This window comes from Methylomonas sp. Kb3, from assembly GCF_002834115.1.
Classification (GTDB): Bacteria; Pseudomonadota; Gammaproteobacteria; order Methylococcales; family Methylomonadaceae; genus Methylomonas; species Methylomonas defluvii.
Map to the genome: position 1 here is coordinate 1 of NZ_PIZT01000005.1, position 17,177 is coordinate 17,177.

At 50.9% G+C, this 17,177-nt stretch carries 12 protein-coding genes and 2 tRNA genes; all 14 read right to left on the reverse strand.

Features of this window, described 5'->3' with window-relative positions; all coding sequences use genetic code 11:
* Positions 1–189: 189 nt before the first annotated feature.
* The 14 genes from CWO84_RS24110 to tig all read right to left on the reverse strand — a co-directional run bounded on the left by CWO84_RS24110 (position 190) and on the right by tig (position 17,111).
* Positions 190–465 carry a hypothetical protein gene (locus CWO84_RS24110; RefSeq protein ID WP_129871358.1) on the reverse strand — a complete coding sequence of 92 codons (276 nt, stop codon included), beginning with the start codon at positions 463–465 and terminating at the stop codon, positions 190–192.
* A 298-nt stretch (positions 466–763) separates the two neighbouring features.
* Positions 764–2,737 carry an ABC transporter ATP-binding protein gene (locus CWO84_RS03700; RefSeq protein WP_033158888.1) on the reverse strand — a complete coding sequence of 658 codons (1,974 nt, stop codon included), beginning with the start codon at positions 2,735–2,737 and terminating at the stop codon, positions 764–766.
* Positions 2,734–3,915: an ABC transporter permease gene (locus tag CWO84_RS03705; RefSeq protein ID WP_033158887.1), complete on the reverse strand. Its 1,182-nt coding sequence runs from the start codon at positions 3,913–3,915 to the stop codon at positions 2,734–2,736. The genes CWO84_RS03700 and CWO84_RS03705 overlap by 4 nt, the downstream gene beginning before the upstream one ends.
* Positions 3,908–4,984: an ABC transporter permease gene (locus CWO84_RS03710; protein WP_033158886.1), complete on the reverse strand. Its 1,077-nt coding sequence runs from the start codon at positions 4,982–4,984 to the stop codon at positions 3,908–3,910. Before CWO84_RS03710 ends, CWO84_RS03705 begins: the two co-directional genes overlap by 8 nt.
* Before the next feature lie 15 nt (positions 4,985–4,999).
* Entirely contained in the window at positions 5,000–6,853 is a 1,854-nt protein-coding gene (locus tag CWO84_RS03715) for a peptide-binding protein (RefSeq protein ID WP_033158885.1), read from the reverse strand.
* Between the two features lie 172 nt (positions 6,854–7,025).
* Positions 7,026–8,216 (reverse strand): enoyl-ACP reductase FabV, encoded by a 1,191-nt coding sequence (fabV, locus tag CWO84_RS03720; RefSeq protein WP_033158884.1) that lies wholly within the window; start codon positions 8,214–8,216, stop codon positions 7,026–7,028.
* A 357-nt stretch (positions 8,217–8,573) separates the two neighbouring features.
* The gene (locus CWO84_RS03725; protein WP_033158883.1) at positions 8,574–10,442 is read right to left on the reverse strand and encodes a SurA N-terminal domain-containing protein; all 1,869 of its coding nucleotides are present in this window, start codon (positions 10,440–10,442) and stop codon (positions 8,574–8,576) included.
* Positions 10,443–10,540: 98 nt separating this feature from the next.
* A tRNA-Asp gene (locus CWO84_RS03730) sits at positions 10,541–10,617 on the reverse strand.
* Positions 10,618–10,623: 6 nt separating this feature from the next.
* Positions 10,624–10,699 (reverse strand) — tRNA-Val (locus tag CWO84_RS03735).
* A 13-nt stretch (positions 10,700–10,712) separates the two neighbouring features.
* On the reverse strand, positions 10,713–10,985 hold the full coding sequence (locus CWO84_RS03740) for an HU family DNA-binding protein (RefSeq protein WP_020482925.1): 273 nt from the start codon (positions 10,983–10,985) through the stop codon (positions 10,713–10,715).
* A gap of 207 nt (positions 10,986–11,192) precedes the next feature.
* The gene (lon, locus tag CWO84_RS03745) at positions 11,193–13,610 is read right to left on the reverse strand and encodes an endopeptidase La (protein ID WP_033158882.1); all 2,418 of its coding nucleotides are present in this window, start codon (positions 13,608–13,610) and stop codon (positions 11,193–11,195) included.
* 172 nt (positions 13,611–13,782) lie between these two features.
* Entirely contained in the window at positions 13,783–15,060 is a 1,278-nt protein-coding gene (clpX, locus tag CWO84_RS03750; RefSeq protein WP_033158881.1) for an ATP-dependent Clp protease ATP-binding subunit ClpX, read from the reverse strand.
* 103 nt (positions 15,061–15,163) lie between these two features.
* Positions 15,164–15,769 (reverse strand): ATP-dependent Clp endopeptidase proteolytic subunit ClpP, encoded by a 606-nt coding sequence (clpP, locus tag CWO84_RS03755; protein WP_171697797.1) that lies wholly within the window; start codon positions 15,767–15,769, stop codon positions 15,164–15,166.
* Positions 15,770–15,815: 46 nt separating this feature from the next.
* Complete coding sequence (gene tig, locus CWO84_RS03760) at positions 15,816–17,111, reverse strand: trigger factor (protein ID WP_101051808.1); 1,296 nt, start codon at positions 17,109–17,111, stop codon at positions 15,816–15,818.
* Between the last annotated feature and the right edge of the window lie 66 nt (positions 17,112–17,177).

Consider the following 17,177-nt stretch of genomic DNA (forward strand, 5'->3'; position numbering starts at 1 on the left):
ATCCATCATCGCCGAGTAAAAGATGATGAAATTTGTTGCTTTTGAACAGAGTATCTACTTGGCTTTTGGCCAAGCAAAAGAAAGTATCTCGGCTGTCGGGCCGAGACCCGACATCAAAATAAGCCATGGCATATTCCAAAACATGCGTACGATTACGCTATCGCTAATCGTACCTACGCTGGCTAGGCCTCAACCCGCGGCATGCGCGCGCTCTTCGTCGAGTAGCCATGCTGCGAAGGATGCTGAAGCAGCGCACCACTCAGCGACAGTAATCTCGCATGAGAAGAACACGTCATCTTGTAGTTGCACGAGCGTCAATAGGACACCGGGTTTTGGTGCCACGACAAACCCCTTTGCGTTGTTGAAGCACTCCGAGACGTTCGTCAGGAAGCCCATCAGATTGAAGACAGCTGGGTAGGGTTCCTTTTGACCCTGAAAGCAGGCCCGGTCGAGAGATTCAAACATCTCGTAAGGCCTGAGTCCGTCCAGACTCTCGTGCCACAAGCCCGCCGAACAAGCACAGATTGTGGTCAAGTGATCCGCTAGAGGCCTGAAGACGCAGCATGGCTCGTTGAAGTCGCCGACGATGCGACCGGCTAGATGGACCTGCATCCTTCCTGCCAAGCTGCTGCCCACGAAGCGCGGAAGCCCAGCCTCTGGGCCTGGCACTGCTTCGATTGCAAGGCCCGACGAGTGACCGAAAAGCATTGCTGTGAGGCCTAACAAGTGATTAAAAAGTTTCCGTATATCATGCCAGCTCCCCCTATACCACTAACCTCGGCACCGCCGCCAACAACCTCTGAGTATAAGCATGCTCCGGCGCCCCACAAACCTTAGCAGTCAAGCCTTCTTCAACAATCTTCCCCTTATACATCACCACCGTCCGATCACTGAGATACTCCACCACCCCAATATTATGCGTGATAAACAACAAGGTAAGATTCCGTCGCCGACGAATATCCAGCAGCAATTGCAAAATTTCCGCCTGTACCGACACATCCAGCGCACTGGTAATTTCATCGCACACCACAAACTCCGGATTTAGCGCCAAAGCCCGCGCCAAGCCGATGCGCTGGCGCTGGCCGCCAGAGAACTCGTGCGGGTAGCGCCACAAGGATTCGCGGCTGAGTTGCATGTCTTCCAGCAGTTGCCCAGCTAGTTCGATACGCTGTTCGTGATTGGCGCCGATGCCATGCACCTTCATCGGTTCGATCAGCGTGGTTTCCACCAGCAAGCGCGGGTTGAGCGAAGATTGCGGGTCCTGAAAGGCAATCTGCATCTTGCGGCGCAACGGCCGCAGTTCGCGGGCGGACAAGCCGGTGAGTTCCTGACCGTCGATGCGGATGCTGCCGGCCGTCGGCAATTCCAGTTGCAACACCGCCCTGCCCAAAGTGGTTTTGCCGCAGCCGGATTCACCGACCAAGGCGACGATTTCACCGCGCGGAATATCCAGCGATACTTCATCCACGGCCTTTACATAGTCGACGGTTTGCCGGAACAAACCTTTTTTGATGGGGAACCAGACTCTCAAATCACGGATTTGCAGTAGCGGCTCGCCCTGCTTCGTCACTATTTGAGCGGAACTCTTATGACTATCCACATCTATCCGAGCCGAGCTGGTAGTCCCCTCTCCCTCCGGGAGAGGGCTAGGGTGAGGGGAGTTCATCGAAACGTTTTGCGTTGACTGTAGCCTTAAGCCGGCGCGCTCCAGTACGGAAAGCAGTTTTTTATCGCTCTTACTCAGCAACTCATCCGACAGAGGGGGCGAGTAAGGTGAAGCATTGATTTGCATCCCCTCACCCTGCCCTCTCCCGAGGGGAGAGGGTTCTGCTCTCGCTATTACGACGGGCTCCTGTGAAATAGTTAGATTTTCCGCGCTTGGCGATTCGGCGGTTTCGGGAACAGAAGGATTGGCACCTAGGGCCGCCCTGCCCGGTTTGGCCAGATTCTCCGGCACCGCGGCCAGCAATTGTTGGGTATAGGGATGCTTAGGGTTGCGCAGTAGTGATTTACACGCGCCGACTTCCACCAGTTTACCCTGCTGCATCACGCCCACCCAATGCGCCATCTGCGCCACCACACCAAAATCGTGGGTGATGAACAGCATGCTCATGCCAGTGTCGTCCTGGAGTTTGCGCATCAGGCGCAAAATCTCCGCTTGCACGGTCACATCCAGTGCGGTGGTCGGCTCGTCAGCGATCAATAACTGCGGCTGGCAGGCTAGCGCCATAGCGATCATCACTCGCTGGCGCTGGCCACCGGATAACTGATGCGGATAGTCGCGGAAGCGACTGGCGGCGTTGGGAATTTGCACCTGCTCCAAGGCCTTGATAGTCCGCTCGGTGGCTTCGGCGTCGTCCATATCGGGATGATGCAATTGCAGAGCCTCGGTGATTTGCTCGCCGATGCTCATCACCGGGTTCAAGGAGGTCATAGGCTCCTGGAAAATCATGGCGATTTTTAAACCACGCACCGTTCGGATACCGACATCATCCAGGCTTAACAAATCCTGGCCGTTCAACAAAATCTCGCCGCTGGGGTGCGACGCCACACCGTCCGGCAATAAGCGAATCACCGACAAAGCACTGACCGACTTGCCGCTGCCGGATTCGCCGACCAGGCAAAAGGTTTCGCCTTTGGGGATGCTGAAACTGATGTCGTCCACAGCTTTGACTTCGCCGCCACCGGACCTTAGATAAGTGCGCAGGTTGCGAACTTCCAACAAGGGCTGGCTCATGATTTGACCCCGGCCTTATCCGACAAGCGCGGATCGATGGCATCCCGAAACGCTTCGCCGATCAAGTTGTAGGCAAACACCGTCATGAAGATAGAGCCGCCGGGGAACACCGCCATCCACCAGTTAAAGGTCGAGGATTTGACGGCCTGATCCAGCATCGCCCCCCAGGATGGCGCATCGACCACGCCCAAGCCCAAAAAGCTTAAGGTCGCTTCCGACAGTATCGCCCCGGCTACCCCAAAGCTGACCGCCACCAATAAAGGTGCGACGCCGTTGGGGAGCATGTGTCGGAATAAGATTGAGGTAAGCGGCAAGCCGCTGGCTACCGCCGCCTGCACGTAATCCTGTTTGCGCAGCTTCAGGAACTCCTGGCGCACGTAACGCGCGTAGCCGGACCAACCGGTGACGCCGATAATCACCATCATCATGTACAGACTGCGGCCAAAGAAGGCCACGAAGGTCAGCAGCAGAAACAGCGTCGGAATGTCTTCGAAGATTTCCACCAGCCGCATACCCAGCATATCGACGACGCCGGAGAAATAGCCCATCAAGCCACCGACTACAATACCGATTGCCAAGGCAATCCCAGAGGCAATCAGGCCGATGCTCAAGGAAATGCGGCAGGCATGGATCATCCGGCTTAACACGTCGGCACCGTTTTCTTCGGTGCCCATTAAATGCGTGTGGCCTTCAGTGGCGAAGGGGGCTTCTAGGCCCTTGCTACCCAAGTCGCGCAGATAATCGACGGGGGCATAGGGAATCGGCGGCATGATTTTCCAATCGACTTGCGTGTAAGCGGCGCTTCGGAAATCGTCGTAGATCACCAGCACCGGCGGTTTGACGAAGCTATTAACCAGCAAAGCCGCCACAGCACTACCCAATAAAAACAACAGAATCTGTTTACCGCCGTCTATGTTTAGCCGGTAAACCACCAGGGCAATGAAAAAGCTGGCCAAGATCCAGGTGTCTTCGACGCTGAGGTATTCCAGCACCGGTGCGGAAATCACGCCGTCCTTGCTCATCAGCAAGGGCATGGAGTTGGCCAGAAACGGCGCGAACACCGTACAGAACACTAACAGCGCCACCCAGCCCAAGCCAAATTTAACGCCAACGCCGGCCAGGGTTTTGCGCCAGATACGCGCAGAAAAAGATTCGCGGCTAATCACGGGCTTAGTCATAACTCACCCTTGGATCGGCCAGGGTGTAACAGAAGTCGGCGATCAGATAGCCGATCAGTGTCAGAAAGCCGCTGATCCAGGTAATCGACAACACCAACTCTCGGTCGCGGCCTTTCACCGCTTCCACCGCCAATTGGCCCATGCCGTTGATGCTGAAAATATTTTCCACGATCAAGGAGCCGGCCAACAGACTGGGCAGCAAGCCGGCCGAGACGGTAATCAACGGCAATAAACTATTGCGGAATACGTGTTTCCACAGTACGTCGGTTTCGGCCAAACCCTTGGCGCGGGCGGTGCGGGCGTAATCGGCGTGCAGGTTTTCCAGAATCGAGGTGCGGGTGAGTTTGGTTAATGCCGCGAAACCGCCGTAGGACAGGCAAATCACCGGCAAGATCAGATGCCAGATTCTGTCCAACAAGAAACCTCTTACAAAGCCGCCCTCGTCCCAATACGGCAGGAAGGGCATATCCTGCGCTTCCCGGCTGCTGATGCCGGCGGTCGGGAACCATTGAAAGTACTGAACATTGGCAAAAAAACCCAATAGTAAGACGCCCGCCAACATGGTCGGAATCGACCACAAGGCCAACATTGACATGCCGGCGCCCAAGTCGAAAGCGCTGCCACGTTGGGTCGCGGCCTTCATGCCGACCATGATGGCGATGATGTAGGTAAACGGCAGGGTGACCAGATTGAGTAGCAAGGTAATCGGAATGCGCTCGGCCAGAATGTCCGATACCGGCCGGCCGTATTGAAAACTGGTACCCAAGTCCATGCCCTTGCTGAAGGAAAACTCGCCGCGCTGACCTTGGGGGTCTGTGACAAAGCCAATCGGCGAAACATTGTTCAGCCAGCGCAGATATTGCACCGGTGCCGGCTGATCCAGGCCATAGCGTTTGTTGTAATAGTCCAGCAAAGCCTGTTTTTCCTGTGGCTTCATGTCCATGCCGCCGATCAAAGTCTGGGCGCTGATGCCGCCCGGCGACATAGCCATCACACTGAACACCAGCACGGTAATCCCCAGCAAGGTGGGGATCATCAACAGCAAACGCCGCAACAGGTAAGTCAACATCGGCGAATCCTTGGCCTATTGGGTGTATTTTTGCTGCGCCAGCGGCACGTAGTTTTCCAGCGGCAGGGAGCCGAAGTTCAAACCCAGTTTGGTCATTTGCAGGTTGTGGATGCGCTTGTCGACAAATAACAAGCTCTTGCGCCGCATCAAAAAGGTATAGGGTTGGTCTTCATAGAGAATGTGCTCGGCTTGCTGCCAGAGCGGCATTCGTTTGCCTTCGTCGACGGTGCGGCGGGCATCGTCGATTAACTTGTCCAAGGCCGGGTTTTTGTAACTGACGTAGTTATCACCTTTGCTGACTGCTTGTGAGCTATGGAACATCTGGTACAAATCGGTTTCGATACCGCTGGTCCAACCCAGGGTGATGGCATCGAAGTCTTTTTTGTCCAGATTTTCCAGCATCACCGGCCACTCTTGCGGCGTGGGAATCAACTTGACGCCGGCGCGGGCGTACAAGTCTTTCAGCAACAACACCATGCGTTTGGTGTCTTCGTTGGCTTGAAAGTAAGTCAGTTTAAACTCAAAGGGCGCCCCGGCCTTGTCTTCTAATACGCCGTCGCCATTCTTGTCCTGGTAACCGGCTTCTTTAAGCAAGGCTTTGGCTTTGTCGAGATCCGCCTGATAAGGTTGTAAAGCCGCATCGTGCTGCTTGCTGGTTTTACTGAACGGACTGACGGCCGGCTCGGCGTAGTCCAGCATGACGTCCTTTATTACCCGGCTGACGTCGGTCAGATAAGTCATGGCTTGCCGCACGCGCTTGTCAGCGAAACGGGTCGGTTTGCCGCCGCGCTCTTGGTTCCAGCCGATGTAGCTATAGCCGACGACCGGTGGCATGTATTCGAAGTTTTGGCTCTTGGCCTGGATTTGTGGGTCTTTTTTCAGCTCTTGATACTCGACCGGTCTAGCGGAGTAAGAGTCGATATCACCATTACGAAAGGTGGTTAAACGGGCGCTATCGTTTTGGATGATTTTCCAGAGAATGCGATGGTAAGACGGTTGCACGTCGCCCCAGTAACGCTCGTTACGGACCAGTTCAATATTGCCTTTGTCCGGCGTCCAGTTTTTCGGATCGTTTAATCGATAAGGGCCACTACCCAATAACAAACCTTTGGACTCGTTGAATTTTTGCGGCTCTTTCAAGTACGGCTCGTAAAAATGTTTGGGCATGATGCCTATGCCACCAGCCAGGGACAACGCTTCGAAATAGGGTTCTTTGAAGGTAAACATCACTTCGTATTTACCGTTGGCTTTGACGCTTTTGACTTTTTCCAGGTAGGCCCGTTCGCGCGGCGCCTGGATCGCGTCAGTCATAATGAAATTGAAACTGAACACTACGTCGTCGGCGGTTAAGGGTTTGCCGTCGGAAAAACTGACGTCTTCGCGCATCAGGAAAGTAATCACCAAACCGTCCTCGCTAATCGTCCAGTCCTTGGCGACCAGACCCTCCCATTCCAGGGTGTCGGGGTTGCGGGTGATTAGGCTTTCCAACACATAACTTTGTACATTGGAGGCATAAGCATCACTGGACACCAGCGGCGTGATGGTTTTGAGGTTGGTGCCAAAGGCTTCCACGCTCCAGTCGCCTTGGGCGTAATCCGGCATACGAGTAGCAGTATGAGCGCGTTGAAATGCTTGTGCGACTTCGCCACTATTCGTCGAATTTGATGATGCGTTTGCGGCAATCGCGCCGGAGGCGATAGCCCCGCGCAGTTCGCGCATATCCTTGGCTTGCTCAGACAGCGCGGCTTGCATTTCACTCAATTTCAGCCATTGCCGATCGATTTGGTACATCGCCAACACGACCAACAAAATGGTCAAACTGAGTAGCGCATAGAGAATCCAGTCTCGGGTTGAGGATTGTGTTTGCATGTGTCCAATGTTTCGCAGAAATTAAACAGAAACTTGAGCGACGCTTTTGCTTGTGGCTAGCACTATCCGCATCGGTTTGGGGTTCGCCGATAAAGCCGCCTTTGCAAAAACGTCAGGTGGCCTTACTTTTTAACCCGGTGGGTCGCCGCCGCGCTAGCCACCGGGGTAATCTTTACAGCAAGTTGGTAATCGGTGCCTCGGGATTGACGTCGGCATCGTAATCCACGCCGTCTACTTCAAAACCGAACAACTTCAGAAACTCGTGTTTGTAACCGGCAAAATCGCTCAATTCGTTGATATTGTCGTTGTTGATTTGTTCCCACAAAGCCGTGACCTTGTCTTGTACTTGCGGTTGCAGTTCTTTTAAGTCGGCACGCAGGCGGCCGGTGTCGTCCAGAATGGGATTGGCGCCGTAAAGACTATCGCGGAACAAGCCATTGACCTGCTCGATGCAGCCTTCGTGAGTGCCCTCTGCCTTCATGGTTTTGAACAGCAAGGCCAAATACAAAGGCATGACCGGAATCGCCGCGCTGGCTTGAGTGACTACGGCTTTGAGTACCGACACTCTGGCGTCGCCGCCTAATGCTGCCAATTTATTGCGAATATCGATCACACGTTTGTCCAAATCTTTTTTGGCCGCACCGATGGTGCCGTCCCAATAAATGTCCCAGGTGATTTTTTCGCCCAAATAAGTGTATGCAGTGGTTTTGGCACCTTCCGCCAAGACGCCGGCGTCGGCCAGCGCATCGATCCACATTTGCCAGTCTTCACCGCCCATCACGGCCACCGTGTTGGCTATTTCTTCCTCGGTGGCTGCCGGCAGGGTGAATTCTTTGATAATCTCTTTATCGGTATCGATACCGTTTTGCACCAAGTCCTTGCCGATCGGTTTCAAGGTCGAATTGTGGGTGATGCCGGTTCTAGGATTGGTGCGACGCGGCGCGGCTAAGCTGTAAATCACCAGATCGACTTTGCCCAAGTCCTGTTTGAGAGCGTCTATGGTTTTTTGTTTGATCTCGTCGGAAAAGGCGTCGCCATTGATGCTTTTCGCGTACAGTCCTTCAGCTTCGGCAAATTTATGGAATGCCGCAGAATTGTACCAACCGGGAGTACCCGGCTTATCGGCCGTACCCTCGCGCTCAAAAAACACACCCAGCGTTTTCGCACCGGAACCAAAAGCCGAGACAATCCGAGATGCCAGACCGTAGCCGGTAGAAGCGCCCAAAATCAGCACATTCTTTGGACCATTAGCGATGGCGCCGAAACTTTTGACGTAGTCGATCTGCTGTTTGACATTGGCTTCGCAGCCGACCGGATGGGTGGTGACGCACATAAAACCGCGTACGCGAGGTTTGATAATCATGTTGATCCTTAAATCAAGCTATTAAAAATTAAGACGAGTGTCGCTTTCGCAGCGATGTTTGTTACAAATTTTAAAGTTTATCCCATGATATGGCTGAACAGGAAAATAATATCGATGGTATCCGAAGCGAAAAATCGCCTTATTCGGCTATCCGCGACTATGTTAATAAACGTCAGCCTAAAAGCCAATGTGGGGCGGACGCTGCTGGCTATTCACTCACCGGGCAATGGTTATAGCGACTAACTAAAAGTCGCTGACTAGAATCCGCAACAACATCCTCTTTGCTAAGCGCTAACTGCTTAATCAAGCAAAAAAAAGGGAGCACTAAGCTCCCTTTTTGCAGGCCCACCTTGCGGTTTACTGTTTTTGCGTATTGATAACGATCTCGGCTTTAGTCTGCAACGCATTCAATACCGCTTCCATCTGCGCCTTACCAAAGGCGGCCGAGATGTTTTTGGCAATCAAGGCCTGTTTGCTCTTGTCACTATCCGACATGACACCCTCGTGTACATTGTTGACGCTAACCACCAATTTACCGCCCTTGGCTTCGTCAATTACCGCCACGCTAGGCTGACCGGCCTTCGGTTTGGCGGTTCTAAAAATCTCTTGAGTAACAGCCGCCGGCAATTCACTGGTAGTGCGTGTCAAGCCATTGATTTTTTTGGTCTGCAAATGCAGCGCTTCGGCGATTTGCGCAAGCGTTTTACCGCCAACCAATTCCTGCTTAATTTTATCGGCAGTTGCGATGGCCTGCTGTTTTGCTTTATCTTGCTGAATCGCAGTAATGACCTCAGCCTTAACTTCCTTGAGCTCTCTGCTGGCGGCAGGTTGATGCGATAACATACGCAACACCACAACTTTGTCGCCGCCAATTTCCAGCGGCTCGCTGTTGCTGCCTTTTAACACATCTTCGGAAAACGCAGCCGCCCGAACTTTTTCGTCGGCAGCGATACCTTCACCCGCGGTGCGAGTAAACGCTTGGGTTTTGCTGGTTGCTCCACCCAATAGTTGCGCAACCGCCGCCAAACTATCAGGATTTTCATAACTGACTTCGGCAACTTTCTCGGCCAAGGTATTAAATTTGGCTTCGGCCTGCGCTTTTTGATAAGCCTTGCTGACTTCGGCTTTTACCGCTTCGTAAGGCTTTACGTCGCCCGGTATCAATTCGGTGACTTTAATTAAATGATAACCAAAAGCCGATTTAACGGGCTCGGAGACTTCGCCCAGTTTTAAGCTGCTTGCGGCATCTTCAAAGGCTTTCTCCATCACGCCGACATTAAATAAACCCAGGTCGCCGCCATTTTTAGCGGTTAATTTATCGTCGGACACTTCGGCGGCTAAGGCAGCGAAATCCTTGTTTTTCAAATCTTGTTTGGCTTTCAGGGCTTTTTGCAGCGCTAAATCGTCGGCGGCTTTATCCTTGCTGAATGCGAACAGGATATGACTGATTTTTCTGCGCTCTTTCGTAGTGAATTGGACTTTTTGTTCTTCGTAGTAAGCCTTTAACTGCTCTTCAGTAGGGCTAATATCTGCGGCCAATTTATCCAATGATAATTCCACGTATTCGATAGCCACCTGCTCGGGAGTCTGATACGCATCCTGGTGCTGCTGATAATAAGCGGTAATTTCCTCTTCGCCGGGCTGTTGACTGACAGCCGTTAACGGCACGGTCAAATATTCCACATCGCGGGTTTGGTTCTGGATTTTAAAGAAGTTGTTGATTTCCGCCGGCGTGACAAAGCTGCTATCTACCACGGCTCTTTGGAATTGCTCCATCACCAAAGCTTTTTTGATGCGATTGACGAACTCGGCTGAAGACATGCCTTGCGAACCGAGCATGGTTTGGTATTGCGTCTTATCGAACTTACCGTCTTTTTGGAAATACTCGAGAGTTTGTATGAAGTCCCTGGCCGTCTCATCGCTAACCAACAGGTTTTGATCCTGAACGTATTGCAACAACACCTCGTCGCGAACCAGCTTTTGCAAAGCCTGTTTTTTTATCGTCTCTTCGTCGAATTTCATGCCTGCCAGATTTTGCGCATATTGCTGATAGGCCTGACTGACATCCCGCTGAAAAAACTCCTTGTCTCCCACAGACACTACCGGGGCCTCTTTACCGCCGCCAAGGTAGTTTTGGATGCCCCACAATCCGAAAAGCACACAAATCAAAATCAATATGATTGATGCAAACAGACCGTGCACCTTTTCTCTAATCTCTAAAAGCATAAACGCTGTCCTTAAACAGTATTAAACCCGATCGCTTCAGGCCATAAAATTAACAGGCAAAAAAAAACCTCGGACCATACGGCCCGAGGTTTCTGTTTTGGCGGAGCGGACGGGGCTCGAACCCGCGACCCCCGGCGTGACAGGCCGGTATTCTAACCAACTGAACTACCGCTCCAAAGTCTGGTGGGTGCTGAGGGGTTCGAACCCCCGACCCTCGCCTTGTAAGGGCGATGCTCTCCCAGCTGAGCTAAGCACCCGACTAAAGAGCGGCTAGTTTACAGCATCTTTTAAAGATTTGCCAGCTTTAAATGAAGGAATTTTCGCGGCTTTAATGGTGATCTCTTCACCGGTCTGCGGATTGCGGCCTTTACGCTCTGCTCTTTCTTTAACATCGAATGTGCCGAAGCCAACCAAGGCAACGGAATCACCTTGTTTCAAAGCATCTTCTACTGCTTTGATAAAACCATCTAAAGCCCGCCCTGCATCAGCTTTAGTTAACTGGGACGCACTGGCGATTGCATCGATAAGTTCCGATTTATTCATTTATTTCCCCTTAGGATGTCGTTGTATTAATTATGCTCAGCAAACAAATGTTTGGATTTGTCCACTAACCGGTTTTCCACCAACCCGATTTACAGCCTCTCCTGGTGCGAGAGGTCGACATTTATATCAATCGCCTGCAAGCGATGTCAAGCACAGAAGTCCGCGGAAGCCACGACGCTGATGGTTTCCGCCGACCCGACTCAACTTTTAATGGGCAACAACACCCGGCTTTTTTACCTCTACTTTGCTGGTAGCTGTTTCAGTTATTTCTGCCACCGGGATTGCAGCAATGGGGGTGGGCATATGCTGTAGAGCCAACTCCAACACTTCATCTATCCAACGGACACACTTAATCGCCAAATTACGTTTGATATTTTCCGGGATCTCGGCGAGGTCCTTTTCGTTTTCCGCCGGAATCACCACTGTCGCAATGCCGCCGCGATGCGCAGCCAACAATTTCTCTTTCAGTCCGCCAATCGGTAGTACTTCACCGCGCAGGGTAATCTCTCCGGTCATCGCCACATCAGCACGCACTGGAATTTTGGTCAAAGCTGAAATAATAGCGGTACACATGCCAATACCGGCACTAGGCCCGTCTTTTGGGGTCGCGCCCTCCGGAACGTGAATGTGAATATCATTTTTTTGGAACACATCGCTGTCGATTCCCAAGATATTAGCTCGACTCCTGACCACCGTGACCGCCGCTTCAATCGACTCCTTCATCACATCGCCGAGTTTACCGGTCGTTAGCTGCTTGCCCTTACCCGGCATTACCGCAGTTTCAATCGTCAACAACTCACCGCCAACTTCAGTCCATGCCAAACCTGTCACTTGACCAATTTGATCGCTGTCTTCGGCCATGCCATAGCTAAAGCGTCTGACGCCTAGATACTTGTCCAGTGTTTTCTCGGTAACCGAGGTTCGACTTTTGCGGGATTTCAACAACAGGTCTTTCACGACTTTCCGGCAAATTTTCGAAATTTCCCGTTCCAGTCCGCGCACACCCGCTTCCCGCGTGTAGTACCTGATAATATCCTTGACCGCTGCTTCGGAGATGGAAATTTCCGACTCTGCCAGACCGTTGTTTTTGATCTGCTTCGGAATCAAAAAGCGCAGGGCGATGTTGATTTTTTCATCTTCCGTATAACCAGCCAAACGGATTATTTCCATCCTGTCCATCAAGGCGGGCGGGATATTCATCGTATTCGCGGTAGCCACAAACATCACGTCGGATAGATCGAAATCGACTTCCAGATAATGATCCGAGAAAGTATGGTTTTGCTCCGGATCAAGGACTTCCAACAGCGCCGAAGCCGGATCGCCGCGAAAATCTGCCGCCATTTTGTCGATCTCGTCCAGCAAGAACATGGGATTCCGGGTTTTGACTTTCGACAGATTTTGCAGAATTTTACCGGGCATAGAGCCTATGTAGGTACGCCTATGTCCGCGAATTTCCGCTTCGTCTCTTACCCCGCCTAACGCCATCCGCACGTACTTGCGATTGGTGGCCCGTGCAATCGACTGGCCGAGAGAGGTTTTACCAACCCCCGGAGGACCGACCAAACACAGAATAGGCCCTTTCAACGCTTTAACACGTTGCTGCACGGCGAGATATTCAAGTATCCGCTCTTTAACCTTATCTAGGCCGTAATGTTCGGCTTCCAATACCTCTTCCGCGAGTTTTAAATCGTGCCGCACCTTGGTTTTCTTTTTCCAAGGCACGTTGACCATCCAGTCTATGTAATTACGCACCACCGTGGCTTCGGCTGACATCGGCGACATCATTTTCAGTTTATTCAGCTCGGCCGTCGCCTTGGTTTTCGCTTCGGCGGACATGCCGGCCGCGGCAATTTTTCTTTCCAGTTCTTCGATCTCGTTGCTGGCTTCGTCCATCTCGCCCAGCTCTTTTTGAATAGCTTTCATTTGCTCATTCAAATAATATTCGCGCTGATTTTTTTCCATCTGCTTTTTAACGCGGCCGCGAATTTTCTTTTCCATCTCCAGAATATCGACTTCACCTTCCATCAAGGTCATCAAATTTTCCAGACGTTTAGCCACATCGACCATTTCCAGCATCAGCTGTTTTTCTTCAACTTTTAAAGCCATATGCGCCGCCATCGTATCGGCCAGGCGGCTTGGGTCGTCAATGCCGGCCAGGGAATTAAGCACTTCGGGCGGAATTTTATTATTCAATTTCACATACTGATCAAACGAATTAATCGCCGTGCGCTGCAAAACCTCCGCTTCCTGTTCGGAAATATTTAATTCGTCACTCAACTCGACGACGCTGGCCGCGCAATAATTATCAACTTCTTGGTATTTTGTTACGGAGCAGCGCTGACTGCCTTCAACCAATACTTTCACCGTACCGTCCGGCAATTTCAACAGTTGTAGGATGTTGGCCAAGGTCCCGACCCTGTATAAGTCATCAAAACCCGGTTCATCGACATCGGCCTGTTTCTGGGCAATCAGCAACACTTGTTTGTCTTGTTTTATGGCGGCATCAAGGGCATCAATAGACATACCTCTACCGACAAACAATGGAATCACCATATGCGGATAGACCACCACGTCCCGTAACGGCAAGACAGGAATTAATTCATCTTTGGTTTTTAACTCGGTCATTTCATTTGCTCCCTTGAGCAGCTCAAAACATTAGATGTCATCCTATATGAGGATGAACTCCCAGAAAACAAGTATCTTTAATTTCAGGCAAAAAAAAGGGGGCTTTATTGAAAAAGCCCCCTTTTTTGGTTATTTCTTCGCGAGAGCGCGAGAAACGTTCAAAGCCCCTTATCTAAGAAGCGTCCGAAGCCACCAGCTTTTGCTCTGCTTCGTAAACCAAAATTGGCTCCGAATTACCCAAAATGACGTTTTCGTCGATGACAACTTTCGATATTTTGTCGTTGGAAGGCAGTTCGTACATCGTATCCAACAACACATTCTCGACAATTGTTCGCAAACCTCTGGCACCGGTTTTTCGTTCCATCGATTTGCGGGCAATCGCCGCTAACGAATCATCTCTAAACTCCAGCTCCGCACCTTCCATTCCAAACAAATGCTTGTACTGCTTGATCAAAGCATTTTTAGGCTGTGTCAGAATTTGAATCAACGCGGCTTCATCCAACTCGTCCAGCGTAGCGATAACCGGCAGACGACCAACAAACTCCGGAATCAAACCATATTTGATCAAATCCTCGGAGCGCACATCGGCAAAAATCTCGCCGACATTGCGTTTATCGTCCTTGGTTTTAACTTCCGCCGAAAAACCGATGCCACCCTTCTCGGTACGATGTTTGATGACCTTATCCAAACCGGCAAAAGCCCCACCCACGATAAACAAGATATTGGCAGTGTTGACCTGCAAAAAATCCTGCTGTGGATGCTTGCGACCGCCTTGTGGCGGGACAGAAGCGACAGTGCCTTCGATAAGCTTCAGCAAGGCCTGCTGCACTCCTTCCCCGGAAACGTCGCGAGTAATCGACGGATTATCGGATTTGCGAGAGATTTTATCGATTTCGTCGATATAGACGATCCCGGTCTCCGCTTTTTCCACGTCGTAATCGCACTTTTGCAGAATCTTTAAAATGATGTTCTCAACATCTTCACCGACATAACCAGCCTCGGTCAGCGTGGTGGCATCTGCTATGGTGAACGGCACATCCAGCAATCTGGCCAATGTTTCGGCTAACAAGGTTTTACCGGAACCCGTGGGCCCAATCAGCAAGATATTACTTTTCGCCAACTCGACTTCGTTCTTTTTGCTGTTGCTGCGCAAGCGCTTGTAATGATTGTAAACAGCCACGGCCAGAATTTTTTTGGCATTTTCCTGACCGATGACATAACCATCCAATTCTTGCTTGATTTCCTTCGGCTTAGGCAACGCACCACCGGCCACGGACATTTCATCTTCCAGCAACTCATCTCTGATGATGTCGTTGCACAATTCCACACATTCGTCGCAAACATAAACGGATGGACCTGCAATCAGTTTCCTGACTTCATTTTGACTTTTACCGCAAAAAGAACAGTAAAGAAGTTTTTCATCGTCTTTACCTTTCTTGTCTCTACTCATAGACAGACTCCACCGTGATACATTACCTCGTCATGGCGATGAAATATATCAAAAACCAACATTCAAATCACGTCGCAGTCTTGACGAAGCGACGCGACACTTATCAGGCAATACGACTAGTCAATACTTTGTCGATCAAACCGTAATCAACCGCTTGCTGAGAACTCAGAAAGTTATCTCGATCCGTATCTTGCTGAATTTTTTCCAAGGGTTGCCCGGTATGATGGGCCAAGATTTTATTCAAACGCTCACGAATAGCCAAAATCTCCCGGGCATGAATATCAAAATCCGAGGCTTGGCCTTGAAACCCCCCCAAAGGCTGATGAATCATCACTCTGGAATGAGGCAAACAATAGCGCTTACCCTGCGCACCACCCGCTAACAGCAGCGCCCCCATACTGGCGGCCTGACCGATACACATGGTGCTGACATCCGGCTTGATAAATTGCATGGTATCGTAAATCGACATCCCTGCTGTCACTGAGCCACCGGGAGAGTTGATATACAAATGTATATCCTTATCCGGATTCTCGGACTCCAGGAACAGCAATTGCGCTACCACCAGATTAGCCGAGTAATCCTCCACTTGACCAACTAGAAAAATTACCCGCTCTTTCAGCAAACGGGAATAAATATCGAACGATCTTTCCCCACGGGCTGTTTGTTCAACCACTATAGGCACTAGACCGCCCGCCGCTTGCGGCGCCATCATTTCGCTCATCACATTTTGGTTAAACACGTTTAGCCCTCATTCGTTACTGTTTTTCCATGACATCATCAAAACCAACTGTTACGTCGGTGATTTTAGCCTGACTGACAATCCATGCAACAGCTTGGTCCTCTAAGACCATCTGCTGCACATCATTTAGCCTGGCCTTGTCGGCATAATACCAGTTCACAACGTCTTCGGGGCGCTCATAACTCTTCGCCATATCATCAATGACCGCACGCACTTTATCGGCATCGACCTTGATGTCATTCTTTTGGATGATTTCACCCAGAATCAAGCCCAAGGCCACTCGACGCTTGGCCTGAGCTTCAAATGCATCCCTAGGCAAGTTCAGGTCTTCCAATTTCAAACGCATGTTTTTCGCGCGTTCGGCATAAGGCTTCATCAACGCTTGAATTTCTTGATCGACCAATGCGTTAGGCATCGCTATCACGATGTTCTCGTATAAAGCATCCATCACCGCATTTTTTAACTTGTTTTTCAGACCTTGGTTCAGCTCTCTTTCCATGTTAGCCCGCACATCGCTACGGAAACTGGCCGCATCACCGTCTTCAACGCCATAAGCCTTGATAAATTCCGCATCGACGACAGGTAAAACCGGCTCTTCTACTTTAACCAATTCGATCTCAAATTCGGCCACTTTGCCGGCTAATTTTTCACTGTTGTATTGCTCTGGAAATGTCACAGAAAAGGTTTTGCTCGCACCGGCGACCAAGCCTTTCAATTCGTCTTCAAAACCGGGAATCATTTGTTTGCCGCCGATTTCCACCTGGTAATTTTCGACTTTACCATCGGTAAAATTCTCGCCGTCGGCCACGCCGGAGAAATGAATGGTTACGCGGTCAGCATCCTGCGAAGCGCGCTCGACCGTATTCCAGGTTTTCTTTTGCTGACGCAGTTTTTCGATCATGTTATCGACATCAGCCTCTTCCACAGTTGCTGAGGGGCGATCCACTTTCAATGCGCTAACGCCGTCCAGAACGATCTCCGGATAAACTTCGAACTCGGCGATATATTCAAAACCTTCGGCTTTCTCGGTAGGCTGGATATGCGGATGACCGGCGGGGTTTAAATCCTGTTGTTGCAACGCTTCAAAATAAGTCGATTGAATCAAGTCACCGGTTACTTCGTTTCTCACTCTATCGGCGTACAACTTTTTTACCATGCTCGCGGGCACCTTACCCGGACGGAATCCGTCCACTTTGACTTCGCGCGCGAGTTTTTTAAAGCGAGTTTCCATTTTCTCCTGAACCACGGCATCAGGAATGCTAACAGTCATTTTTCGGCTTAACTCTGATGTCTTCTCGACAGAAACTTGCATTGCATTACCTCAAAAAATTAAAAATACGGTTTTATATTTTGGGAGACCGGCCGGCGATGTTTAGAT